The following is a 24,224-nucleotide window of genomic DNA, read 5'->3' as shown; positions in this document are numbered from 1 at the left end:
TTCGGGACGGACCCCTCGTCCCGAAGCGTCACGAACTCCGCGTTACGGCACCCTGACGGTGAACCCGTGCAGCCTGGCCGCCTCCTCCACCTCCGCGCGCAGCGCCGCGGGCGGCCGATCTCCGAAGCGCTCCAGATAGGCCGCGAGCTGTTCCCGGTCCTCACGCAGGAACGCGAAGTCCGTCGCCACCATGTGCCTGATCACCAGCATCGGGACCGGACTGCCCAACGGCAGGAAGTCCGGGTTCCACAGCCCCGCCTTCGGCGGCGGCCCCGGGTAGAACTCCCCGACCATCAGCCCCTCCCTGACGTAGCGCGGCTTGAGCAGCCGCTGCGCGGCGTCGATCGTCCGCGCCGCCTCCGCCTCCGGCAGGTCGGGGAAGAGCACCAGGATCGTGCGGTACTGCGCGGAGGTCCCCGGCGGGGAGACCAGCGCGCGGAACCAGTCGCGGTAGCCGTCCAGCGCCTCGGCCACCGCGTCGCCGTCCGGCGTCCCCGGCTGCACCGCCAGGTAGAAGACCCCCCGGTCGAGCGAGGTCTGGGCGTAGGGGCAGACGGGTCCCTTCCTGCCCAGGTCGGGGTGGGGCCTGCACAGGTACTCCCTGGCCCACACGACGGTCTCCTTGAGCGGCACACCGTACCCGCGGACCAGTTCGTGCTCGCCGTCCAGGTCGGAGAGCTCGATGAGCGCGCGCGTGGGGTCGGCCGGATCGGTCAGCATCGCCGTCCGCCCCTCCCCCGCCGTACGGCGAACGCGAGCGTGGCCGCCAGCACCGCCCCGAGCGCGGCACTCCCGGCCTTCAGCGACGCGTCCTGGCGCCTGGCGCGGGCCAGCGCGTCGGCGTAGGGGATCGTGGTGTGCGAGACCATCGTGTACAGCGGCACCCACCTGCCGGGCAGCAGCCTGGCCAGCAGCAGGTCGGCCTTCTTGCGGGCCAGGTGGAGCGGGGAGCGTAGCCGGTCGCGCAGTTCGACGAAGTTCTGCTTCGACAGCTCGTCCAGCACGTCGGTGTGCGGTTTGCGCAGCCGCTGGTAGGCGGCGAAGGCCGCGCCCAGGTCGTCCGGATGGTCGCCGAGGCACCGGTCCAGGACCGTGCAGTCCTCGAGCGCCGAGTTCATGCCCTGGCCGTAGAAGGGGTAGACCGCGTGGCAGGCGTCGCCGATCAACGCCACCTTGTCCCTGTGGTGCCAGTGCGAGGTACGGACCGAGACCAGGTGCCCGACCGGGTGCTCGGCGTACTCCTTGGCGAGGTACGGCATGAGCTCCCGGGTGTCCGGGAAGCGCGCGGCCAGGAACGTCTCGGGGTCGGTGATCTCGCCGAACCGCTCGAAGGGCAGGAAGAGGGTCCCGGTCAGCGAGTTGTCCCGGTTGGGGTGGGCGACGATGAGGGCGTCCTCCCCCGGCCAGACGTGCAGCGCCTCAAGCCTGGTCCTGGCCGAGCCGTCGTCGGCCGCGGGGATGGTCAGCTCCTTGTAGCCCCACTCGAGGAACTCCTGGTGGAGGTCGGCCCGCAGCCCGTGCTGCATCTGAGCCCGCACCCGGGAGAACGCGCCGTCGGCGCCGATCACCGCGTCCGCGTCCGCGCCGACCTCCTCCCCCTCGGGCCCGACGAGCCGTACGGCCGCCGCCTCGCGGTCGAGGTCGACCAGCCGGTGCCCGAAGTGGAAGCGCACCCCCGGCTGGGCCTCGGCGTGGTCGACCAGGGTGGTGATGAGGTCGCGACGCAGCACCGAGTGGAGGATCTCGCCCTCGTGCGCGCCGTACGGCTGGAAGGGCAGCGCGCCGCCGGGCAGGTGGATGGCCCTGCCGCGCATCGGCACGGTGAGCGGCCGCAGCGTCTCCATCAGACCGATGTCGTCGAGCGCCCTGATGCCCCTGGCCGACAGGCCGAGGTTGATCGACCTGCTCTCGTCCTCGTCGAGGAGCCGGGGGTCGGGACGCCGTTCGTAGACGTCGACCTGGAAGCCCCGCCGTACGAGGTAGCAGGCCAGGAGCGTGCCCGCGGGCCCTGCTCCGATGATGAGGATCCGGCGTTTCATCGTCCCTCCCCTGTCGTCGGTACGGCGCCGGCCAGACGGGCGACGAGCAGTTCGTCGGGGCCGTCGAGGCCGCGGCGCTCCAGGTGTTCGAACCCCGCCTCGGCCAGCCATCCGGCCACGTCCTCGAAGGGGTGGACGCGGCCGCCCTGGGTGACGGCGAGGTTGAGGCTGAAGGAGCGCAGGAAGGCCTCGGCGACCGGGGAGGTCCCCTCCGGCAGGTCGGCGAAGGTCTCCAGGACGAGCAGCGTGCCGCCGGGCCGCAGCGCGGCGGCGACCCTGCCGAGCAGCGCGCGGTTGGCCGTCGCGTCGAAGCCGTGGCAGACGTTGAACAGCAGCGCGGTGTCGTAGCCGGTGCCGAGGTCGGCCGTGGTCACGTCGCCGGGGACGAGGGTGACACGGTCGCCGAGTCCCGCCTCCTCGACGCGGGTCCTGCCGCCCTCGATCGCGCCGGGCAGGTCCACGATCGTCGCGGTCAGGCGCGGGTGGACCTGGCAGAGGGCGATGCTGTGGCGGGCGTGGCCGCCGCCGACGTCGAGCAGCCGCTCCCCCGGGTCGGGCGCGGTCTCGGCGATGAGGGGGGCCATGCCCGCGGCCATCCCGTCCAGCATGGTCTGGAAGTCGCGCAACGTGCGCGGGCGGCCCTCAAGCCAGGTGTAGAAGTCGGCCTGTGGCCTGCCGGTCCTGACGGTCTCCTCAAGGCCGTCCCACAGCTCGCCCAGCAGGTCGTGCCAGAAGGCCAGGGCCGGGGCGTAGCTCCACGGGTCGCGCCGGTCGAGGGAGTTCGCCGTCATCGGGCTGTTGGCGTAGGTTCCCCGCGCCCCCCTGTCGAGGTAGCCGAAACCGACGAGGCTGTCCAGCAGGACGGGCAGTGTGCCGGGGTCCGTGCCCGTCCTGGCCGCCAGTTCGGCGACGGACGACGGCCCGGCCGTGAGCGCCTCGAAGATTCCTAATCGCTGGGCGGCCCCGGCGGCGCGGAAGGCCATCGCCCCGATCAGGTCGAGGTGTGGTCCCGGCGCCTGGTAGCGGAGTTCCTCGGGGTCGAGGTAGAGCGGCATCGCTATCTCCTTGCGCGACTTGCATGATTTGCACGATTTGCACGTTTCACGTGGCTTCCTTGCTCTTCTCCGCGCATGACTTCTCCGCGCGTGGCTCCTCGCTGAGCACACGACGCCGTCGGATCACACGGTCTGAGCGGCCCGCGTGGGGTCGGGCTCCGGACGCGCGTCCGGAAGCTCGGCCTCGACCCCGCGCAGGCGGGGCTGAAGGTAGAGCAGCGGGGCCAGGACCAGCAGGCCCAGGCCTGAGATGAGGAAGACCGCCGCCACACCCCGTCCCGGGCCGGTGCCGATCACACCGCCGAGGACTCCCGCCAGGGCCCCGCCGGGGGCCATCGCGGGTTCCAGGACCCGGTCGGCGAGGGGGCCCGCGGCCAGGTAGGCGAGCACCGTCGCCGTCTGGGTGAGGGTCCGCACGGTGCTGAGCACCCGGCCGAGCGCGGCGGGTTCCGTCTTGGCCTGCACCACGGTCATCGCCGTGCCCTGCACGAACGGCAGCGTGAACAGGAAGGCGGGCGCCACGACCGCGATCAGCCACGGCGAGGGCGCGAGGCTGTGCAGGGCCAGCAGCACCCCGCCGAGCGCCGTGAACAGCACGACGCCCCGTACCCTGCGCCGGGGCCCGCCCCAGGCGCTCAGCACCAGTCCCCCGGCGAAGACGCCCGCGCCTCCGGCGAACATCAGCGCGCCCAGCACGGCCGGGGAGCCGAACGACAGGATGAGCGGCTGGACCAGCACTCCCGCGGCGCCGAAGAGCAGGTTGTGCGCGGCCAGCAGCGCGACCAGCAGGAGCAGTCCCGGCCTGGCCCGCAGGTGGCGCCAGCCGAAGGCCAGGTCGCCGCGGAGCGGCTCGGGGGCGGTGACCGCGCCGGGCCGGGTGACCTCGGGCGGCAGCCGTACGGCGAACATGACGGCCATGGTGACCAGGAAGGTCGCCAGGTCGGCCACCACGACGCCGGTGATCCCCACCGTCACCAGCAGTGTGCCCGCCAGCAGCGGGGCCGCGATGTTGACCGCGTCGGCGACCTGCATCAGGCCGTTGGCGCGGCCCAGGTGCCTGCTCGGCATGATCAACGGCATCATCGAGTGGTAGGCGGCCATGTGGAAGGTGCCGAAGACGGCCCCCGCCGCGGTGACCACGTAGACGTGCCAGACCTGCAGCGAGCCGGTGGCCAGCAGCACGGCCAGCGCCACGGTCACCACGGCCGCCCCCGCGTCCGCCGCCATCAGCAGCCGCCTGCGGTCGAGCCGGTCGGCCGTCGCGCCCGCGAGCTGCGAGAGCAGCACCTCGGGCAGCACCGCGCAGAGCATGATCAGCGTGAACTGGGTCGCCGAACCGGTGCGCTGGTACACCCAGACCCCGAGCACGAACCCGGTCAGGCTCGAACCGATGATCGACAGCAGCTGCGCGGCCCAGATGACGGCGAACCTGCGCACGCCGTCGTCCACGCCGGCGCCCGCACCGTCAGTCACGACGACCCCCCACGAGCACCCCTGAGGCCACGTAGTGGTCCAGGTAACGGCCGAGCAGCGCGGCGTCGGCGGGCGGGCAGACCAGCCCGGCCTGGGCGAGCCTCTCCTCGGTCGCCGAGCAGTCGAAGGAGGGGCCACCGGCCTGCCCGCCGTACTCGGCGATGAAGGCCGGGTAGAGGGCGATCGGCAGGTCGTCGCCGACCGCGACGCGGTCACGGGCGAGCCTGCGCCACTCCTCGCTCGGTATGAGCCGTACGGGGAAGCCGCGCTCGGCCAGTCCCTCCGCCAGCACGACGGGGCGCAGCAGGCCGGGGTTGTGGTGGTGGAAGTCGCCGACGGCCCCGCTCAGCGCCAGGTGGACGATCGCCGCCGCGACGTGGTCGACCGGCGCCATGTCCAGCCGCTCCCCTTCGGGCACCGAGCCGAGGCGCGCGCAGGTCTCGAAGAACCGGCCGAGGAAGTCGTCCGGCGCGGCCGTGCCCGTCCCGCTGCCGGCGGAGATCCTGGCGGGCCGGTGGACGGAGACCGGCAGCCCGGCATGGCGCGCCAGCCCGGCGATCCGGTCGGCGACCCACTTGCTCCGGTCGTAGCCGAGGGTGAGCGGCTCCGGGTCGGGCAGCGGGTCCTTCTCCCTGACCGTGCGCTCGCCGGGGGTCAGGTGAACGCCGAGGGTCGAGACCAGGTGGACCGGGACGGTCCTGCCTCCGCCCGTGGCCAGGCGCAGCACCTCGACGAGGCCGTCCACGTTGGCCGCCCGCAGTCTCCGGTACGGCCAGGCGAAGTTGACCACGGCCCCGTTGTGCACGACGAGGTCGACCGTCCCGGCCAGTTCCGCGAAGCGCCCGCCGGGCAGACCGAGGCCGGGGACGCCGAGGTCGCCGGGTTCGGCGACGATCCGCCTGGCCAGGCCCTCCTCCCACAGCCCGTAGCGCTCCAGGCCCGCGCGCAGCCGTTCCTCCGGCTCGCTCCCCCTGACCAGGCAGTGCACGGTCGCCTCGGTACGGCGCAGCAGTTCGGCCAGCAGGTGGGCGCCGAGGAAGCCGGTCGCGCCGGTGAGCAGCACCCGCCGCGGCGGCCCCGTGACGACCGGCCCGCCGGGGACGACGTCCGGCGGCAGGACCGCCTCGGCCCGCAGGTCCACGGTCTCCGCGGGCCCTCCGTCGACGATCCCGGCCAGGTCGGCCAGGTCGGAGGCGGTGAACACCTCGTTCATCGGCACCGTGACCCCGAGCCTGGCCGAGATCCCGGAGACGACCCGGGGCACGAGCAGCGAGGTGCCGCCCAGGTCGAAGAAGTTGTCCCCGCGTCCCGGCTCTCCGCCGAGCAGCCCCGCCCAGATAGCGGCGAGTTCCCGTTCCGTGCCCTCCCTCGGCGCCTCGTACGGCGGCGCGGAGCGCGTGTCCGGTTCCGGCAGCGCCCGGTGGTCGATCTTGCCGTGCGGGGTGAGCGGCAGCGCGGGCAGCATGACGACGGCCCCGGGCAGCATGGAGCCGGGCAGCCTGGAGGCCAGGAAGGCCCGCAGTCGCGCCAGGCCGACCGGCTCCCCGGCGAGGTAGGCGACCAGCCGCCCCTGTCTCGCGACGACGACGGCCTCACGGATCCCGGGGTGGGCCAGGCAGGCGGCCTCGACCTCACCGGGCTCGATCCTGACGCCGTTGACCTTGACCTGCCGGTCGGTCCTGCCGAGGAACTCCAGGTCGCCGCCGGGCAGCCATCTGGCCAGGTCCCCGGTGGCGTACATCCTGGCCCCCGCCCGGGGTGAGAACGGGTCGGGCAGGAAACGCCCGGCGGTCAGCCCGGGGCGGCCGAGGTAGCCGTGGGCCAGGCACTCCCCGCCGATGTGCACCTCGCCGGGCACACCCGTCGGGGCCGGGTTGCCGTGCCGGTCGAGCACGTAGACGCGGGTGTGCGCCAGCGCCGTGCCGATCGGCAGGTGGGGGGCGTTCACCTCGGCGCCGTCCGTCGTGCGGTAGGAGGTGGCGCAGACGGTCGCCTCGGTCGGCCCGTAGTGGTTGTGGAAGGCGACCCGCCCGCCGGTCAGCCCCGCCCAGGTCCGCAGCCGTGCGACCGGGACGCTCTCGCCGCCGACCATCATCGTGGTGAGCGGCCCGCGCAGCCGCAGACCGGCCCGGTCCAGCTCCTCGACCCACTGCTGCCACAGGGCGCAGGCGGTGTCGACCATGGTGATCGAGAGGTCGTCGCACAGTTCGGCGAGACCGGGCCCGGTCAGCGAGGCGGGGTCGGGGTGCAGCACCAGGGCGGCGCCGCTGATCAGCGCGGGGAAGACGTCCCCTGCCGAGGCGTCGAAGCTGAGCGGCGGGACCATGAGCACCCGTTCCCCCGGCCCGAAGCCGTGCAGGTCGCGGAAGGACCTGGCCAGATGGGACAGGGTGCGGTGCCCGACGACCACCCCCTTGGGGCTCCCGGTCGAACCGGAGGTGTAGATCACGTAGGCGGCCTGGTCCGGGTGCCTGGGCACGGGCCCGCCCCTGGCCGGCTCCTTGACCGGCTCGACCCGGGAGGTCCAGGCGGCGAGGTCGGCGCGGGTGACGACCGGCCCCCCGGTGAGCTCGGTGAACCCGGCGAACCCGGCCTCATCCGCGATCACCGCGGCCACGCCCGCGTCCCGCAGCAGCGCGGCCAGCCGTTCCACGGGCTGGGCCGGGTCCAGCGGCACGTACGCGGCCCCCGTCTTGAGGACGCCGAGCAGCGCGACGACCGCCTCGGGGCTCGCGGTCAGGGCGAGCCCGACCCTCGGTTCGGCCGGCCCGGAACCCGGCCCGGAACCCGGCGGAGACCCCAGCAGGGGACGCAACCCGGCGGCGACGGCGTCGGCGGCCCGGTCGAGGTCGCCGTAGGTGAGCGTCGCCTCCGCGGTGACGACGGCGGGCGCCTCCGGGGTGCGGGCGGCCTGCCTGGCGACCAGGTGGTCCAGCAGGAGGGCGCCCTCCTCCCAGGCCAGTTCCTCGGGAGGCTCACCGAGCAGGGCCGCGCGTTCGGCCTCCGGCAGGATCTCCAGCTCGGACAACCGGCCGCCCGGGGTCGCCGTGACGGAGCCGAGCAGCGTCTCCAGGTGCACGGCCATCCGTTCGACGCTCGCCCGGTCGTACAGGGCCGTGCTGTAGTCGAACATGAGCTGCAGGTACCCGGGGTAGACGACCACGTTCAGCGACAGGTCGAACTTGGCCGAGACCAGCCCGGAGAGCACCGGCTCGGCGCGCAGCCCGTCGAGTTCGAGGGAGCCCGCCTCGGGGTTGCCGAGCGTCAGCAACGTCTGGATCAGCGGGGTCCTGGCCGGGTCCCCGCCCAGCCGCAACTCGGCGACCAGCCGCTCGAACGGCACCGCGGCGTGGCCGTACATGGTGAAGGCGCGGCGCCGTACGCGTTTGAGGAGGTCGCGGAAGGCCGGGTCGCCCCCGAGGTCGGCGCGCAGGGCCAGGGTGTTGACGAAGAGCCCGAAGACCTCCTCGTCCTCCTCCCGGTCACGTCCGGCGACGGGGGTGCCGACGCAGAAGTCCTCCTGACCGCTGTAGCGGGACAGCAGGACCTGGTAGGCGGCCAGCAGCACCATGAACGGGGTGCACCGCTCGGCCCTGGCCAGCTCGGTGACGCGCCGCCACAGCCCGATCGGGACACGGTGGATCACCAGGTCCCCCTCGGTCGTCCGTACGGCGGGGCGGGGCCTGTCGGTCGGCAGTTCGAGCACCGGGACGCCGTCGAGCTCCCTCGCCGGGCTCGTGACGTCGGCCGGGCGTTCGCGCTGCTCCCGCACGTGGTCGGGGTAGCCTCGCCGGGGTGGTGCCAGCGGTGACGGCCGTCCCGAGGCGAAGGCCGCGTAGAGAGCGGCCAGTTCGGGGTAGAGGATCTGCTCGATCGACCAGGCGTCCCCGGCGATGTGGTGCACGACCAGGTGGAGGATGTGCTCCTCGGGGCCGACGCGGGCCACGGCCGCGCGCAGCAGCGGTCCCGAGGCCAGGTCGAAGGGCCGGTTGCTGAGTTCGGCGAGAGTCTCCGGGGACGGTTCGCCCACCGGGGTGAGGTGTTCGACGACCACGGGTTCCGGGTCGAGCACCCTGGCCTCCGGGACACCCTCCCGGTCGGGGAAGACGGTGCGCAGCGCCTCGTGCCTGGCGACGATCTCGCTCAGCGCCCGTTCCAGGGCCCCGGTGTCGAGCGACCCGGTCAGCCTCTCGCAGACGACCATGTTGTTGGCCCCGTCACCGGGCGAGAGCCGGTCGAGGAACCACATGCGTTCCTGCGCGGGAGACAGCCCCGGCGCGGGGAAGAGCTCTCGTGCGGAGGGGAACGCGTTCACGCCTGCTCTCCCCGCAGCCGGGTGACCTCCTCGGCCATGCCGGCGACGGTGGGATTGTCGAAGAAGACGTCCAGGGAGACCTCGACGCCGAGTCTGCGACGGGTCCTGGCGATGATCTGGGTGATGGTCAGCGAGTGGCCGCCGAGATCGTAGAGGTCCTCGTCAGGACCGATGTCGTCGACGCGGAGAACCTCCTGCCAGATCTCGCGTATCTGGGCGGTCACCGGGTCCTCCAGGCCTAAGGGCTCGGTTTCCTTGGCCGGGGAGAACAGGTCGGTCACGGGGACTCCTCATCTGGTTCGGTTTTGACCGGCTCTTGTGGCCCGGGTCCCGCGAGGACGGGCGCGTTCCGTGGCTCGTCCTGGGACACGGCCCGAGGACATGACGGTGACGGGAGGCGACGGTGCGGAGGGGCCGGCGCGATTAGCCGGGTGTGCGACATCCGGTCCGTCTCCCTCATGGGTGACTTGTCTTCGGGCGGGCGACACGGGCATGGGACCGCCAGGAAACCTTTAATTAGTAAAGTTTCCTGTCTATTAATGCAATCCGAATGCTACACATGTGGTACGTCTGAAACAAGCAAAAGACGATGTTGAAAAAACGGAGGCGTTATGAGCGTTCGCGGGGGCCTGAGTGGCGCGAGTCCCGAGCTGGCCAGGCTTGCGGACACCGTGCTGCAGCCGGGCTTCGTGGGGACCGAAGTGCCCGACTGGCTGCGCAGACGGCTCGCCGACGGGCTCGGCGGGGTCGCGCTCTACTCCAGGAACCTCGTGGACGGTCCCCAGATCAGAGCCCTGACGGCCGCCCTGCGCGCGGAGAACCCGGACGTGGTGATCGCCACCGACGAGGAGGGCGGGGACGTCACCCGTCTTGAGGCCCTCACCGGCAGCTCCCGCCCCGGCAACCTCGCCCTCGGCGCGGTCGACGACCCCGAGCTGACCGAGCGGGTGGCCCGGGAGATCGGCGCCGACCTGGCGCGGGCGGGCGTCACCCTCAACTACGCCCCCGTGATCGACGTCAACTCCGACCTGGACAACCCCGTCGTCGGCACCCGCGCCTTCGGCTCCGACCCGTGGCTGGTCGCCAGGCACGCCGCGGCGTGGGTCACCGGCCTGCAGGCCGCCGGGGTCGCCGCCTGCGCCAAGCACTTCCCCGGGCACGGCGCGACCGCCGTCGACTCCCACAACGACCTGCCGACGGTCTCCTACTCGGTCGAGGAGCTCGCCGCGACCACGCTTCCGCCGTACCGGACCGCCATCGAGGCGGGAGTGCGGGCCGTGATGACCGGCCACCTGCTGGTGCCCGCCTACGACGCCGAACTCCCGGCGACGCTGAGCCACCGGCTGCTGGTCGGCCTCCTGCGCGAGGAACTCGGCTTCGACGGCCTGATCGTGACCGACGCCGTCGAGATGCCCTCGGTCGCCGAGCGCTACGGCGTGACCGGCGCCGCGGTGCGCGCCCTGGCCGCGGGTGCCGACGCCGTCTGTGTCGGCGGCGAACGCAAGGGCGCGGGCGTCGTCGGTTTCATGCGCAACGCCATCATGGCCGCGGTGATCGACGGCACGCTTCCCGAGGAACGCCTGGCCGAGGCCGCGGAGCGGGTGCGCCGCCTGGCCGCGTGGTCGGCCGAACAGCGCCGGGCCACCTGGGTCACCGGAGGCACCGAGGCCGACCCCTCCGGCCTCGCCGCGGCCAGGCGCGCCCTGCGGGTCCGCGGTGAGGGGTTCCCGCTCGTCACGGCCCCGCAGGTGGTCGAGTTCGTCTCCGAGACCAACATCGCCATCGACCGGGTCACCCCGTGGGGCGTGGCCGGGCCGCTGGCCGCGCTGCTCCCCGGCACCGACGGCGTACGGCTCGGCCCCGGGGACCCGCTCCCGGTGCCCGCCGAAGGACGCCCGCTGGTGGTCGTGGTGCGCGACGCGCACCGTCACACCTGGGTCTCGGCCGGCCTCGACACCCTGCTGGCCGGACGGCCCGACGCGATCGTGGTCGAGATGGGCCTGCCCGGCCCGCTGGCGCCGGGGGGCACGCACATCACCACCCACGGCGCGACGACCGCCTCGGGGCAGGCCGTGGCCGAGCTGCTCACGGGCAGGACCGCCGTGACGGACCTGACCCCGGCCTGAGCGCGCGGGCCGTACGGGGCCCTGTGAGCCCAACATGAGTTCACCGTGAGTTCGCCGCGAATCCAGTGTGAGTCCACTGTGAACTCACGCCGGGCTCGCGGCGGACTCGCTTTCGAGGGTCCACAGAAGTTCGTGCTGCAGCGGCCCCGGCATCGCGACGAACTCCCCGTACTCGCAGGCCAGGGGCGCTATCTGCGAGGCGTAGGACAGGACGGCGCGCCGTTTGAGCGCCCACTCCCGCTCGTCGAGCCGTACCGGCGGCTCAGGACGCAGCCGGTGCCGCCCGGCCAGCGTCAGCACCGGCCGCCGCTCCGCCAGGGCCCGCGCGGCCTCCGGGGTACCCCACTCGCGGACCGCCGAGGCGTAGGGCAGGTCGGCGTAGGCCAGGACCTCCCCCGCGCCGAGTCCGCTCAACGCGTCGAGCGCCCGGTCACGGACGGTCTCGTGGTCGGCGTTGCCGATGCCCATCGGGACCAGCACCCGGGTGTCCGATGTGACGCCGGCGGTCAGGAAGTCCGCCAGCCCGTCCAGTCTCAGCGCCTGCGCGGGCACGTCGGGATAGTCGAGCGCCACCTGCTCGGCGCCGAGGACCTCACACGCCCTGGCGTCCTCCGCGAGCCGTTCACGGGCCGTCTCCTCCGCGGAGGCGAACCCGCACAACCGGTCCCAGGACGACTCCCGCTCCGCCGCGGCGCCGCCGAGCACCGTGACGATCACCGAGGGTCCCTCGCTCCTGGCGAGGACCCCCGCGACCGACATGGCCGCGTCGTCGAAGTGCGGGGAGACCACGATCGTCCGCCAGCTCATCACACCTGTCCGTTCCTGGTCAGCACGAGTCCCCGGCTGCCCCGCTTACGCAGGTAGGCCAGGTCGTCGCAGACGAACTCAAGGGTCGGCGGGGCCAGTTCGACCCGTTCGGCCACCCGCCAGACCGACTGTTCCCTGAGCCAGGGCCAGACCACGTCGTTGAGCCGTTCGGTCTCCAGCGCCAGCAGGATCCGGTCGGTCGGCAGGGCGTCCAGCAACGTCAGGTCCTGGTCGTAGTAGAGCATCTCGATCAGCAGGTAGGCCGCCGCCGGCCGGGAGCGCCCGGCGGCCAGTTCCTCCAGACTCTCCGCGGAGAGCTCGGCCCCCAGGTCCCGTTCCCCGAGCCTCGCCAGGAAGGAGGCGTTCGGCTCGGTCGCCTGGACGGCGTACCCCTTGCCGACCAGCCTGCGGGTCAGTTCACCCTGGCAGGCCCCCACCTCGACCAGCGGCCCGTCGTCCGGCGAGCACCACCGGCCGATCCAGGCCGCCGTCGCGTCCAGCCGGTCCGCCTCGTACGGCGAGCGCCCGAACTCCCACGGGTCGTCGGCGACGGCCGCGTCCTCCCCCAGGCTGGAGATGAGCGCGTAGAGCCGGTTCGCCCGCTCGGTGTCGACGGTGAAGAAGCGTTCGACCACCGGCACCCGGTCGGTGGTGACGAGCCGGTCGGGCACACGGCTGCGCAGCAGTTCCCCCGCGTGCCGGTTGATGAAGTCGATCTTCGCGGCGGCCTCGGCCCCGGTGAGCCCCGCCACCTGGCCGGGAACCGTCTGCAGGAACAGGTTGTCCCCCACCGAGTACGTCACGGTCCGGCCCGCCAGCGCCCTGGAGACGATCCAGCCGAACCTGGCCCTGCGGATGCGGTGGTCGGCCGGGGAGTGGGTCCAGACCTCCCCCGTCGCCTCGCCCAGCAGGCCCGCGACCTCCTCGGGTCCCGGCAGGGCCGCGGTGTTGCCCCCCGGCTCGACGAACGGAGCGAGCAGCTCCAGGCGTTCCCGCAGCGACAGGCCACCGGGGAGGGTCACCCGGGTGCCGGGGCGCCCGATGACGACCCCGATGTCGTCCTCCGCGTGCCGTCTCAGGACGGACAGGAATTCAAGTGCCACGTCCTCGGCATGCAGCACGGCGATGACGGCTGTCATAGTGCTTCGCTCCCCGATCACGGAAGAATGTCAGTTTTATGACATTTCCGCGCCAGCATAGACGATCTTCCTCGCGCCGCAACGGGCGATCAAGAAGAAACCGGCAAGTCGGGAAAATGGCACGTTCCATTACGTGCGGGGGGTGCTCCGGCGTCCCCCGGAGCACCCCCCGCACACGGCTCAGGAGGCGAAGATCTCCTCACGTGCCTGGTCGAGCGCGGCCAGGACGGCCCCGCGCAGAACCGGGTTTCCGACCACCTGACTGGGCACGACCTGCGGACGGACCGGGCAGATCCTGGCGACCGCCTCCTCGATCCTGGAGGTGAGCACGGCCCCGCCCGCCTGGCTGATCTCCCCGGCGAGCACCACGAGCCCGGGGTCGAGCACGACGCACACCGAGGCCACACCCAGCGCCAGACGCCCGGCGATCTCGTCGAGCAGGGGCTCCCCCTGTTCTCCCGCCCCGACCGCGGCGGCCACGCACTCGGTCGCGCTCTCGCCGCTGAAGCCGTAGGTCGCGGCGAGTTCCATCACCGCCTCGGCGCTGACCAGCGACTGCAGACCACCCGCCAGCGAGGGCAGCCGCCCGGGCACCGCCCGGATGTCCTCGGCCAGCGGCACACCGGGCACCGGCAGGTAGCCGATCTCACCCGCGCTTCCGGACAGGCCCCGGTGCAGCCTGCCGCCGAGCACGACGCCGAGACCGATACCGCGGCCGACCCACAGCAGCACGAAGTCGTCGGCCCCGTGCGCCGCGCCACGGGCGCGCTCGGCGACCGCGACGAGGTTGACGTCGTTCTCGATCCTGACGTCGCGCCGCAGGTCACGGGCGAGCGCCTCGTGGATTCCCTCGTGCCAGCCGGGCAGGTCGAAGGAGAAACGCACGTCCCCGGTCCTGGGGTCGACGACGCCCGGGGTGCCGATCACGACCGCCCTCAGCTTGGACAGGGCGACCTTGGCCGACCGGCACGCCTTGACGACCGCGCTGTGCACCAGCGCCACCGGGTCGTCGTGCCCGTTCGGCGCGACCGTCACCTCGGCCACGATGTCCCCGTGGATATCCGCGATGGCGGTGGTCACGAATTCCGGGCCCACATCCAGACCCGCCACATAAGCGGAGGAGGGAATGATGCCGTAAAGCGCGGCATTTGGCCCTCTTCCTCCCGCCTGCTCCCCTGCCACCTCGACCAGACCGCGCTCCTCAAGGCGCGCGAGCGTCTGGGACGCCGTCACCTTGGAAAGGCCGGTGAGCTCTCCGATCTGGCCCCGCGTCAGCGGTCCCGAATCCAGCAACAGCTCCAGGGCGGCCCGGTCGTTGATCTCCCTCAGCAGCCTGGGCACGCCAGGACGTCGCTCCATACGCATGCTCTCTTGTTCGCCGTTTCCCCGTCGCAATTACATTCAGGTAAGAATAGCGGTTCTATTCATTAATAAAGCTTCCTGATAGTTTAGCCCCGAAGGGGGGTGCGGGGAGGCCAGGAGGGCCTCTTCCGGCATGTCCCCCTCCCTCCCTTCCCGGCCTTGCCCGCCTCCACCGCCCCCTCACAGCACGGGATCGCCGTGAAATCAGGGCTTGCGACGCCCGCCCGTCGCGTGGAACACTCCGGGAAACGGGAAATGGTAAAGATTCTTTTCAGTAAGACTCTTGCGGCGTGTGGCGAGGCAGGTCTCGACATGGAAACCGTCATCAGGATCTCGGCCTGCTACGCGGGACGACCGACCCGGCACGGCCCCGTCACGATGGGCCAGGCGAACATGGCCCGCTGCGTGCTACGTGACCCCCCTCTGCACATGAACTTCCGTGAGACCACGCCCCTTCCCCACGGGACGACCCTGGCCGCCGTCGTCGAGGCGGTCGGGCTGCTACTGGCCAGGCACGAGAGCCTGCGGGCCACGATCCGCGGGGACACCCAACTGGTCTCCGGGTCCGGCGCCCTGCCCGTCGAGGTCCACGTCGTCGAGGACGAGCCTGAACCGGACGCCGTCGACCGGCTGGCCGAGGAGGTCGGCCTGCGCCTGCAGGGCGACCGGTTCGACGTGGAGAACGAGCTGCCGATCCGGGTCGCGGTGATCACTGAGGGGGACGTCCCCCTCAGGATGGTCTTCGTGCTGACGCACACCTCGGTCGACGAGGTCGGCCTGGCCACCGTGATGCGCGACTGGGAGCGGCTCATCAGAGGTGAGGCCGTACCCGAGCCGTGCCCGACCCAGCCGCTCGACCTGGCCCTGGAGGAGAAGGCCCCGCCCACCCGGCTGCGCACCGCCGCCGCCCTGCGGCACTGGGGCACCCAGCTCGGCCGGGTGCCGCAGTCGATGTTCGCCGTCGACGAGACCGCCGACCCCGAGGCCCTCCGGCCCCGGCTGCGGGTCCGCTCCACGGCCGCGGCCGAGGCGCTCGGCGCCGTGGCGCGCCGTACGGGAGCCAGCAGGTCCGTCGTCACCCTCGCCGCGCTCGGGACGCTGATCGGAACGAGGACCGTCCAGCGGACATGCGTGATCGCCTCGCTGACCAGCAACAGGATCCGCCCCGAGGTGCGTGACTACGTCGGCCCGATCGCCCAGGACGCGCTGATCAGCGCCGATCTGGAGGTCCCCACCTTCGACGAGGCCGTCCGCCGTTTCCGCACCGCCTCCCTCACCGGCTACCAGCACACCAGGTTCGACTCGATCGCGCTCTGGAACCTGATCGGGGCCGTCAACACCGAACGGGGGATCGACTTCGCCCGCGACTGCGTCTTCAGCGACATGAGCGGGGTCGCCCTGGCCGAGCGGGAGCCGCCCCCGGTGGAGGACATCGAGTGCCGGTGGCTGCCCGAGGCCTCCTTCCCCGCGCACCTGGCGCTGTGGACCAACCGCCTTGAGGACGAGGTCGACCTGACGTTCTGGATCGACCCCCGCGTCATGTCCCGCGCCGAGGCGGAGAGCTTCGGCACCGGCCTGGTCAGACTGCTGATCGAGGCGGCGGGGCGGGTGGTCCCGCTGCCGGAGGTGGCGGACCTGTGCGGAGTCCCGCCCGTCGAGTACGGCCCGGGCTGGATCCACACCGACTCGTGCTGGGTGAACCTGGAGGCCGTGGAACGGCTCGTCGACGCGGCCCTCGGAGATCGCCCGCACCTGGTGACCCACGACGCGGACGGACGTCTGACCTGCCATGTCTCCGGAGGAACCCCCGAGGAGGCCCACGCCGCGTGCATGGCCCTGCTACCGGGACGCACCTCCGCGATCGCCCCTCACCACTACGTGATCCACCAGCCCGCGCCGGCGGAGGCGTGGCTGCGAACCCCTGTCGTCACCGAAGGCTGCGGGCGTGAGTTCGTTTTTTCCGCCACCTCGCGCGTAAGCAGTCAATAGCAGGCGGGATAATCGATTACATGCGTCTATCCGCTCGTGTCGACTATGCCCTACGTGCCGCCGCCGAACTCGCCGCCGCGGGTGACGGACCTACCACCGTGGGTGAGCTGGCCAAGGAGCAGGACATGCCGCCCAAATACCTAGAGAACATCCTCCTGCAGATGCGGCGAGCCGGTCTGGTCCGGGGTCAGAGAGGGCCCGAGGGTGGCTACGTGCTGGCTCGCGCCGCCTCTGAGATCACCCTGGCGGACGTGATCCGCGCCGTTGACGGGCCGCTGGCCAACGTGCGGGGCGAGCGCCCCGAGCATGTCGGCTACCGGGGCCCCGCCGAGGCGCTGCAGCAGGTCTGGATCGCGCTGCGGGCCAGTGAGCGGGCCATCCTGGAGGAGGTCACGCTCGACAGCGTGGCCACCGGCGTGCTCCCCGAGCGGGTCCGCCAGCTCGCCGCCGACCCCTCGGCGTGGGACTGATTCACCGGCACCGGCCGGGGCACCACCTGGGAGACGGTCGTGCCCGAGGGTGACGTCGTCCACCTCACCGCGAAACGGCTCGGTCTCGCGCTCGACGGGCGGGTGCTCACCCGCTCCGACTTCCGCGTGCCCGCCCACGCGACCGCGGACCTGACCGGCCGGGCCGTCCTGGAGACCCGGTCCCGGGGCAAGCACCTGCTCACCCGGGTCGAGGGCGGCCTGACCGTGCACACCCATCTGCGGATGGAGGGAAGCTGGCGGATCTCCAGACCGGGACGGGGCACGCCTCCGGGAGACGTCGTCCGCCTGCTGCTGGCCAACGAGGAGTGGCAGGCCGCAGGCGTACGGCTGGGCATGGTCGATCTGCTGCCCACCGGGCACGAGGCGAGAGTCGTCGGGCATCTCGGCCCCGACCTGCTCGGGGCGGACTGGGATCCGGGCGAGGCCGTACGGCGGCTGTCCGCCACCCCGGAGACGACGATCGGAGAGGCGCTGCTGGATCAGCGCAACCTTGCGGGAATCGGGACCATCTACCGGGCCGAGACACTGTTCCTGGCCGGTCTGTGGCCGTGGCGACCCGTCGGCGCGGTCGAGGACCTGGAGAAGGTGGTGAGGATCGCGCAGCGGCTACTGCACGTGAACAGGGAGCGTCCCAACAGGGTGACGACAGGGGACGCACGCCCCGGCCGGGACACCTGGGTCTACGGCAGGGCCGGACGGGCCTGCCTGCGCTGTGGGAGCCGGATCAGTCGCGCTGAGATGGGGAGAGGGCCGCAGGAACGGCTGATCGTCTGGTGTCGTCGCTGCCAGCCGGAACGAGTGACCGGTTAGGCCGCGACCATGTCGTTGACTTCGGGAAAGACGGAATCCGGAAGAGCACCGGAGGCCACGGTCTCGGCGATCGGCAGGCGTTCGCGCTCGGGCACGTCACCGGCGAGCACCGGGGCGTGCTGAAGCTCGGCCAGCGCGAACTGGTCGGAGACCTCACGCAGCACCTGTGAGAGCGGCACACCGAGGGCACCGCAGATCGACGCGAGCAATTCGGAGGAGGCCTCCTTCTGGCCACGCTCCACCTCGGACAGATATCCGAGGGAAACACGAGCCAGTGTGGACACCTCACGCAAGGTGCGACTCTGCCGCACCCGCAGCCGCCGCAGCACGTCACCGAGCAGCTGACGCAGCAGGACCATCTGTCGCTCCCTCCCCGGCGCGGGCGCCTTCACGACACTCCGCGCGATCGGTTCGTGCCGCCCGTTCTTCGAACGCGACCCTTCGTACATACTCCTCGCCGTCATCATCGCTTGACCTTTACCTCACTCACAGCTCCACCGTACCTGTATCCACCAACCCTGCGGCAGACCGTGGTGAGCATGTTCGCTGGGGACGTAACGCGGTAATCACCCGGAATGTTCCCCCAAGTTCGACTCCAGCACACCTAAAAGCAGGTCTACGGCCTCCTTGACTGTCGATTGGCGAATTTCCTCACGGGCGCCTGCGAGGTGGAGATCCCGGTGCCATACCCGCCCATCAGGACCACTAACGGCCAGGTGCACGGTGCCGACCGGTTTGCCGTCCTGTGGCTCGGGACCGGCGACGCCGGTCACGGCCAGGCCGTACGAGGCGCCGGTGAGTTCACGGACGCCCTCGGCCATCGCGGCGGCGACGTCCGGATGGACCGCCCCCTCCCGGTCGAGCAGGTCGGCGGGAACGCCGAGCAGCCGGTGCTTGAGCTCGGTCGTGTAGGACAGCACACCCCCGACGAAGGCCGTGGAGGCCCCCGGAGGGGCGGTGAGGACCGCGCCGATCAGTCCCGCGGTCATCGACTCGGCGACCGCGACCGTCTCCCCTCTGCGGATGAGGAGGGAGAGCACGCTGGTCGCGGCGAGCAGACGGTGACTCATTCGCCCCGCGCCTTCCTGGCCACCCGCCGCAGCCTGACCGCGCGGATCACGTAGTCGAGGCCGGTGCCCACCGTCACGACGACGGCCGCGCCCATGACGACCACACGGACCGGCTCGGGGACCCCGGGCCACATGTAGGAGACGATCGCGGCGATCTGCAGGACGGTCTTGACCTTGCCCCCGTAACTGGCGGGGATCACGCCGTGCCTGATGACCGCGAATCGCATCAGGGTGATGCCGAGCTCCCTGCCGAGGATCACGATCGTGACCCACCAGGGCAGCTCGTCGAGCAGCGAGAGACTGATGAGCGCCGCACCGATCAGCGCCTTGTCCGCGATCGGGTCGGCGATCTTGCCGAAGTCGGTGATCAGGCCGTAACGCCGGGCCAGCTCACCGTCGAGCAGGTCCGTCAGCGAGGCGACCAGGAAGACCACCAGCGCTGTGACCCGCCAGCCCGCGCCGGGCAGGAACAGGCAGGCCGCGAAGAAGGGGACCATCGCCAGCCGTATCACCGTCACGACATTGGCGATGTTCCACGCGCTCACCTTCGGGCGCGTGGTCGCCGGCGTCGTGCCGGTACCGGTCTCTGGCGAATTGGTCATACGGTCCCCCGGCCCGGTGGCGCGCTCACGGCGCGGCCTTGATGCGGGCGATCAGATCCACTCCCTCTGAGTCGACCACGACGGCCCTGACGATCTGCCCGGGCACCAGGCCGATGCCCTGGACCGTGACGGACCCGTCCACCTCGGGGCCCTGGTGCGCCGCTCGTCCCTCGTAGCCGCCGTCGCCGAGATCCTCCTCGATGAGGATGTCGACCTCGGTGCCGATGCGCTCCTCGGCCCGCTGGGCCATGAGCTCGTCGGCCAGCTCGGTCAGCGTGGCCACCCGCGCGTCGATGACCTCCTGCTCCAGCTTGCCCGGCAGCGAGGCCGCCTCGGTGCCCTCCTCGTCGGAGTAGCCGAAGACGCCGATCACGTCGAGCCTGGCCAGCTCGAGGAAGGAGACGAGCTCGCCGAACTCCTCCTCGGTCTCGCCGGGGAAGCCCACGATGAAGTTGGAGCGGACTCCGGCCTCGGGAGCCTTGGCCCTGATCATCTCCAGCAGGTCGAGGAAGCGCCTCGGGTCACCGAAACGGCGCATCCGCCGCAGCACGGAGCCGCTGGCGTGCTGGAAGGACAGGTCGAAGTAGGGGGCGATGCCCTCGGTCGAGGAGATCACCTCCAGCAGGCCGGGACGTAGCTCCGCGGGCTGCAGGTAGCTGACCCGCACCCGCTCGACGCCCTCGACGGCCGCCAGGAAGGGCAGCAGCTTCTCCAGCGCCCGCAGGTCGCCCAGGTCCTTGCCGTAGGAGGTGGAGTTCTCGCTGACCAGCACGAGCTCCTTGACGCCCTCGCCCGCCAGCCACGCGGCCTCACCGATGAGCTCGGCGGGATCACGCGAGACGTAGGCGCCGCGGAAGGCGGGGATGGCGCAGAACGTGCAGCGCCTGTCGCACCCGGAGGCCAGCTTCAGCGAGGCGACGGGGCCGTCCCCCAGGCGCTTGCGCAGCGGCCTGGGGCCGCTGGCCGGGGCCAGCCCCTCGGGCAGCTCTCCGTGGCCGGGGATGTTGGTCTTGGGGGCCGAGGCGCGCTCGACCGGGGAGATCGGCAGCAGGGTCCTGCGGTCACGCGGACTGTGCGGGACGAGCGACTTGCCGGCGAGCACGTCGTCGAGACGCGCGCCGATCTGGGTGTAGTCGTCGAAGGAGATGACGGCCGCGGCCTCGGGCAGGGCGTCGGCGAGCTGGTCACCGTACCTTTCGGCCATGCAGCCCGCGGCGACCACCTTGGCCCCGGAGTCGGCCGCGGCGAGCAGTGTGTCGATGGAGTCCTTTTTCGCTGAGTCGATGAAGCCGCAGGTGTTGACGACGATGACCTCCGGGTCGTCGTCGCCCACCTGCCAACCGGCAGCCTCAAGACGCGCGGCGAGCTCTTCTGAGTCGACCTCGTTGCGCGCGCAGCCCAGCGTGATCAGCGATGCGGTTCGGCGGGATGACATGGTGGACACTACGGTATCGGGAGTTGACGGCCACCGATGCACCTCCCCCGTTCCCAGACGGCCCCGGGTCAGCTCGGCGTGGAGTCCTGCAGGCCGTAGGAGCGGTTGACGACCTGTCCACGGCGCCCGGGAGCGCCGAGGTTCTTGCCGTTGAGCTGCAACGAGACGGCCCCGCCGTCGCTGAAAGTGACCTTCATCCCTTTCTCCGCCCGCCAGACGGAGGTTTTACCCGCCTCCAGCGTGCCGGAGAAGAGTTTTTTGCCACTCACGTCCTTCACGTCGAGCCACGAGGAGCGCTTCGCGCTGATCTTGAGGACCACGGGCCCGCTCACCGTGCCCGCGGCCAGCGAGTTGGGCCTGCGTGTCGGCCCGGGCGTGTCGAGCGCCCTGCCCGCCTCGGAGTGGGCGGGTACGGCGGGCCGCACCTCGGCCGTCGGCGTCTCCCCCTGCCCGCCCATGGTCTTGACCACGCCGAAGACCACCACGATGGCCAGCGCGACGCCCATGGCCATGGTCCAGTTGGGCGAGCGGCTCTCACGGATCTTGATGGGCGTGTCGGCCTGGAACACGCTGGCGGCCCTGACCGGCAGCGGCACGCCCCCGTGCAGCTCGTCGTACTCGTGCACCACGGCCTCCGGATCGAGCCCGAGGGCCTTGGCCATGTTCCGGACGTGGCCCCGCGCGTAGAAGTCCCCTCCGCACTGGGAGAAGTCGTCACGCTCGATCGCGTGGATCAGCGCCTCACGAATGCGCGTGTGCGCGCTCAGCTCCGCCACGGTCAGCCCCGCCGACCGGCGCGCCTGCGCCAAACCACTGCCAATGCTCATAGCCGCACGCCCCCAAAGCACCCGACGCTGCGTAGTGAGTCCTATTCAACCAGTAATCGGGTTGCTCCCGTACGTCGGGGGCGTCATTGACCCCGCAGGTCGGCCAGGAGTCCGGGCAGTTCGTCGGGCTTGACCATGACCTCGCGTGCCTTGGAGCCCTCGCTCGGCCCCACGACGTTCCTGCTCTCCAGCAGGTCCATCAGACGGCCCGCCTTGGCGAAGCCGACCCGCAGCTTGCGCTGGAGCATCGAGGTCGAGCCGAACTGGGTGGTCACGATCAGCTCCGCGGCCTGGACCAGCAGGTCGAGGTCGTCGCCGATGTCCTCGTCGATCTCCTTCTTGGCGGTCGCCGAGGCGGCCACGTCGTCGCGGTACTCGACCTGCATCTGCTCCTTGCAGTGCGCGACGACGTCGCCGATCTCCTTCTCCGAGATGAAGGCGTTCTGCAGCCGCATCGGCTTGCTCGCGCCCATCGGCAGGAACAGCGCGTCGCCCTGCCCGACCAGCTTCTCGGCGCCCGGCTGGTCCAGGATGACCCGCGAGTCGGCCAGGGAGGAGGTGGCGAAGGCCAGCCTGGAGGGCACGTTGGCCTTGATCAGACCGGTGACCACGTCCACGCTCGGCCGCTGGGTCGCGATGACCAGGTGGATGCCCGCGGCACGGGCGAGCTGGGTGATGCGGACGATGGAGTCCTCGACGTCGCGCGGGGCGACCATCATCAGGTCGGCCAGCTCGTCCACGATCACCAGGAGGTACGGGTAGGGCTGGTAGACGCGCTCACTGCCCGGCGGCGGCACGAGCTTGCCCGTGCGCACCGCCTTGTTGAAGTCGTCGACGTGCCGGAAACCGCTGGCGGCCAGGTCGTCGTAGCGCCGGTCCATCTCACCGACCACCCACTCCAGGGCCTCGGCGGCCTTCTTGGGGTTGGTGATGATCGGCGTGATCAGGTGCGGGATGCCCTCGTAGACGCTCAGCTCGACCCGTTTGGGGTCGACCAGCACCATCCGTACCTCGTCCGGCGTGGCGCGCATCAGGATCGAGGAGATCAGGCCGTTGACGCAGACCGACTTGCCCGCGCCGGTCGCGCCCGCGATGAGCAGGTGCGGCATCTTGGCGAGGTTGGCCACGATGGTGCGGCCCTCGACGTCCTTGCCCAGGCCGACGATCATCGGGTGGTGGTCGGCCTGGGCCACCTGCGAGCGCAGGATGTCGCCGAGGGAGACCAGGTCCTTGTCGGTGTTGGGGATCTCCACGCCGATCGCCGACTTGCCGGGGATGGGCGACAGGATGCGCACGTCGGCGGACTTGACGGCGTAGGCGATGTTCCTGGTGAGGGCGGTGACCTTCTCGACCTTGACCGCGGGGCCCAGCTCGATCTCGTAGCGCGTCACCGTCGGTCCCCGGGTGAACCCGATCACCTGGGCGTCGATGGAGAACTGCTCCATCACGCTGGTCAGCGCGTTGACCACGACGGTGTTGGCCTTGGTCTGCGGTTTGGGGGCGCTGCCCGGGCGCAGGAACTGGATGTCCGGCAGCGTGTAGGGGCCCGCCTGCGGCGACAGGACGAGCTGCTCGACCTTGCGCGGCGCCGGGGTCGGGGCAGGCGGCTCCGCCCTGGTCGCGGCGACGGCCTCCTCCTCGGGCGGCTCCTCGGTGAGCCCGGGAACGATCTCCGGGGAGTGGTCCTGCCCGGTCCCCGCCCGCGTCTCGGCGACGACCGGCGTGTCGTACGGCTTGACGGTCTCGCCGCCCTCGCGTTCCTCGGTGGGACGCTTGCGCGCGGGCTTCCTGGCGGGCCTGGCCTTGGGAGGCGCCTCCCGGTCGAAGAGCATGTTCCTGATCTCGGCCAGCCGCTCGGGGACCCGGTGGACCGGTGTCGCGGTGATCACCAGGACGCCGAACCCGGACAGGATCAGCAGCAGCGGGATCGTCACGAAGGCCGGCAGGATGCTCGCGGGCGGCGCCGAGACGATGAAGCCGACCATGCCTCCGGCGGCCGAGACCTTGTCCATCCCGTCGGTGGGTCCCCCCGACGGATACGGCGTGTCGTGCACCACGTGCACGACGCCGAGCAGGCCGATCATGAGGGCCGACCACCCGATGCCCATCCGGCCCGTGTCGGCGTTCTGGTCGGGGTGGCGCAGCAGCCGCCAGGCCAGCAGCGCGAGCAGGACGGGGATCAGCCAGGCCAGAGACCCGAAGGTCCCGCGCATCACCCCGTTGACCACCTGGGAGACCGTGCCCGTCGTGTCCCGCCAGAGGATGGCGGCCAGCGCGATGGCTCCGGAGACCACCGCCAGGCCGAGCCCGTCGCGACGGTGCGCCGGGTCGAGCTCCCTGGCGTTCTGCCCGAGGGCGCGCGCCGCGGTGCCGATGCCGCCCGCCAGCAGCATCCAGACCCCCATGAACAGCTTGCCGATCATGGTGAACACCCAGCCGAGCGGGTCGTGCTGGGGGCCCGGGGGTCTTCTGGAGCGCGGGGCGGGCTTCGCCCGGGTGGTGGCGGCCCGCCTGACGGGAGCCGTGCGGGGCGCTGAGGACCCGGACCGGCCCGACCCCTTGGCGGGAGTCTTGCCTGAGGCGCCTTTAGACGTACCGGTGGCCATGCTAGCGAGGCTATCGATCGACACCGTCGATCACGCGCAGGCTCGCCGGTACCAGCCTCACCATACAGAACAAAAGCC

General features: G+C 71.6%; 19 protein-coding genes. 4 read left to right on the top strand and 15 right to left on the bottom strand.

What is annotated here, in order from left to right; all coding sequences use genetic code 11:
- Nucleotides 1-42 precede the first annotated feature (42 nt).
- The 6 genes from ACFYY8_RS21145 to ACFYY8_RS21120 all read right to left on the bottom strand — a co-directional run bounded on the left by ACFYY8_RS21145 (nt 43) and on the right by ACFYY8_RS21120 (nt 9,163).
- Complete coding sequence (locus tag ACFYY8_RS21145; RefSeq protein WP_390043325.1) at nt 43-720, bottom strand: DUF6875 domain-containing protein; 678 nt, start codon at nt 718-720, stop codon at nt 43-45.
- On the bottom strand, nt 714-2,039 hold the full coding sequence (locus ACFYY8_RS21140; protein WP_390043323.1) for an FAD-dependent oxidoreductase: 1,326 nt from the start codon (nt 2,037-2,039) through the stop codon (nt 714-716). The genes ACFYY8_RS21145 and ACFYY8_RS21140 overlap by 7 nt, the downstream gene beginning before the upstream one ends.
- A complete protein-coding gene (locus ACFYY8_RS21135) occupies nt 2,036-3,094 on the bottom strand; it encodes a methyltransferase (protein WP_390043321.1) in 1,059 nt (352 codons plus the stop codon). The genes ACFYY8_RS21140 and ACFYY8_RS21135 overlap by 4 nt, the downstream gene beginning before the upstream one ends.
- A gap of 123 nt (nt 3,095-3,217) precedes the next feature.
- Nucleotides 3,218-4,567, bottom strand: coding sequence for an MFS transporter (locus ACFYY8_RS21130; protein ID WP_390043319.1), 1,350 nt, complete (start codon nt 4,565-4,567; stop codon nt 3,218-3,220).
- Nucleotides 4,560-8,882: an amino acid adenylation domain-containing protein gene (locus ACFYY8_RS21125; RefSeq protein ID WP_390043317.1), complete on the bottom strand. Its 4,323-nt coding sequence runs from the start codon at nt 8,880-8,882 to the stop codon at nt 4,560-4,562. Before ACFYY8_RS21125 ends, ACFYY8_RS21130 begins: the two co-directional genes overlap by 8 nt.
- Complete coding sequence (locus ACFYY8_RS21120) at nt 8,879-9,163, bottom strand: phosphopantetheine-binding protein (RefSeq protein ID WP_352008490.1); 285 nt, start codon at nt 9,161-9,163, stop codon at nt 8,879-8,881. The genes ACFYY8_RS21125 and ACFYY8_RS21120 overlap by 4 nt, the downstream gene beginning before the upstream one ends.
- Nucleotides 9,164-9,493: 330 nt before the next feature.
- Here ACFYY8_RS21120 and ACFYY8_RS21115 point away from each other — a divergent pair, with 330 nt between their 5' ends.
- The gene (locus ACFYY8_RS21115) at nt 9,494-11,008 is read left to right on the top strand and encodes a glycoside hydrolase family 3 protein (RefSeq protein WP_390043313.1); all 1,515 of its coding nucleotides are present in this window, start codon (nt 9,494-9,496) and stop codon (nt 11,006-11,008) included.
- A gap of 84 nt (nt 11,009-11,092) precedes the next feature.
- On the opposite strand, the gene ACFYY8_RS21110 is transcribed toward ACFYY8_RS21115, so the two are convergent.
- From ACFYY8_RS21110 to ACFYY8_RS21100, 3 genes are all read right to left on the bottom strand, one after another.
- Nucleotides 11,093-11,815, bottom strand: coding sequence for a PIG-L deacetylase family protein (locus ACFYY8_RS21110; RefSeq protein ID WP_390043311.1), 723 nt, complete (start codon nt 11,813-11,815; stop codon nt 11,093-11,095).
- Complete coding sequence (locus ACFYY8_RS21105) at nt 11,815-12,954, bottom strand: hypothetical protein (protein WP_390043309.1); 1,140 nt, start codon at nt 12,952-12,954, stop codon at nt 11,815-11,817. The genes ACFYY8_RS21110 and ACFYY8_RS21105 overlap by 1 nt, the downstream gene beginning before the upstream one ends.
- Nucleotides 12,955-13,134: 180 nt before the next feature.
- Nucleotides 13,135-14,313, bottom strand: a complete 1,179-nt coding sequence (locus ACFYY8_RS21100; protein WP_390043307.1) for an ROK family protein — start codon at nt 14,311-14,313, stop codon at nt 13,135-13,137.
- Between the two features lie 315 nt (nt 14,314-14,628).
- On the opposite strand from ACFYY8_RS21100, the gene ACFYY8_RS21095 reads away from it, so the two are divergent.
- The 3 genes from ACFYY8_RS21095 to ACFYY8_RS21085 are packed head-to-tail and all read left to right on the top strand — an operon-like array spanning nt 14,629 to nt 17,606.
- Nucleotides 14,629-16,305, top strand: a complete 1,677-nt coding sequence (locus ACFYY8_RS21095) for a condensation domain-containing protein (RefSeq protein ID WP_390043305.1) — start codon at nt 14,629-14,631, stop codon at nt 16,303-16,305.
- 20 nt (nt 16,306-16,325) lie between these two features.
- Nucleotides 16,326-16,775 carry an Rrf2 family transcriptional regulator gene (locus ACFYY8_RS21090; RefSeq protein WP_184719254.1) on the top strand — a complete coding sequence of 150 codons (450 nt, stop codon included), beginning with the start codon at nt 16,326-16,328 and terminating at the stop codon, nt 16,773-16,775.
- 39 nt (nt 16,776-16,814) lie between these two features.
- Complete coding sequence (locus tag ACFYY8_RS21085; RefSeq protein WP_390043303.1) at nt 16,815-17,606, top strand: DNA-formamidopyrimidine glycosylase family protein; 792 nt, start codon at nt 16,815-16,817, stop codon at nt 17,604-17,606.
- Here the strand turns inward: ACFYY8_RS21085 and ACFYY8_RS21080 are convergent.
- The 6 genes from ACFYY8_RS21080 to ACFYY8_RS21055 form a co-directional block, all read right to left on the bottom strand.
- Nucleotides 17,603-17,965, bottom strand: coding sequence for a helix-turn-helix domain-containing protein (locus ACFYY8_RS21080; RefSeq protein ID WP_390043301.1), 363 nt, complete (start codon nt 17,963-17,965; stop codon nt 17,603-17,605). The genes ACFYY8_RS21085 and ACFYY8_RS21080 overlap by 4 nt on opposite strands.
- A gap of 207 nt (nt 17,966-18,172) precedes the next feature.
- Entirely contained in the window at nt 18,173-18,676 is a 504-nt protein-coding gene (locus tag ACFYY8_RS21075; protein WP_390043299.1) for a CinA family protein, read from the bottom strand.
- A complete protein-coding gene (gene pgsA, locus ACFYY8_RS21070; RefSeq protein ID WP_390043297.1) occupies nt 18,673-19,278 on the bottom strand; it encodes a CDP-diacylglycerol--glycerol-3-phosphate 3-phosphatidyltransferase in 606 nt (201 codons plus the stop codon). The genes ACFYY8_RS21075 and pgsA overlap by 4 nt, the downstream gene beginning before the upstream one ends.
- Before the next feature lie 25 nt (nt 19,279-19,303).
- The gene (rimO, locus tag ACFYY8_RS21065) at nt 19,304-20,713 is read right to left on the bottom strand and encodes a 30S ribosomal protein S12 methylthiotransferase RimO (RefSeq protein ID WP_390043295.1); all 1,410 of its coding nucleotides are present in this window, start codon (nt 20,711-20,713) and stop codon (nt 19,304-19,306) included.
- 68 nt (nt 20,714-20,781) lie between these two features.
- The gene (locus ACFYY8_RS21060; protein WP_390043293.1) at nt 20,782-21,540 is read right to left on the bottom strand and encodes a helix-turn-helix domain-containing protein; all 759 of its coding nucleotides are present in this window, start codon (nt 21,538-21,540) and stop codon (nt 20,782-20,784) included.
- 83 nt (nt 21,541-21,623) lie between these two features.
- On the bottom strand, nt 21,624-24,146 hold the full coding sequence (locus ACFYY8_RS21055) for a DNA translocase FtsK (protein ID WP_390043291.1): 2,523 nt from the start codon (nt 24,144-24,146) through the stop codon (nt 21,624-21,626).
- Nucleotides 24,147-24,224 lie beyond the last annotated feature (78 nt).

Origin of the sequence: Streptosporangium sp. NPDC001559 (assembly GCF_042893955.1) — a bacterium.
GTDB lineage: Bacteria > Actinomycetota > Actinomycetes > Streptosporangiales > Streptosporangiaceae > Streptosporangium.
The sequence above is the reverse complement of the archived record's forward strand: the minus strand, read 5'-3'. Positions and strand labels throughout refer to the sequence as shown.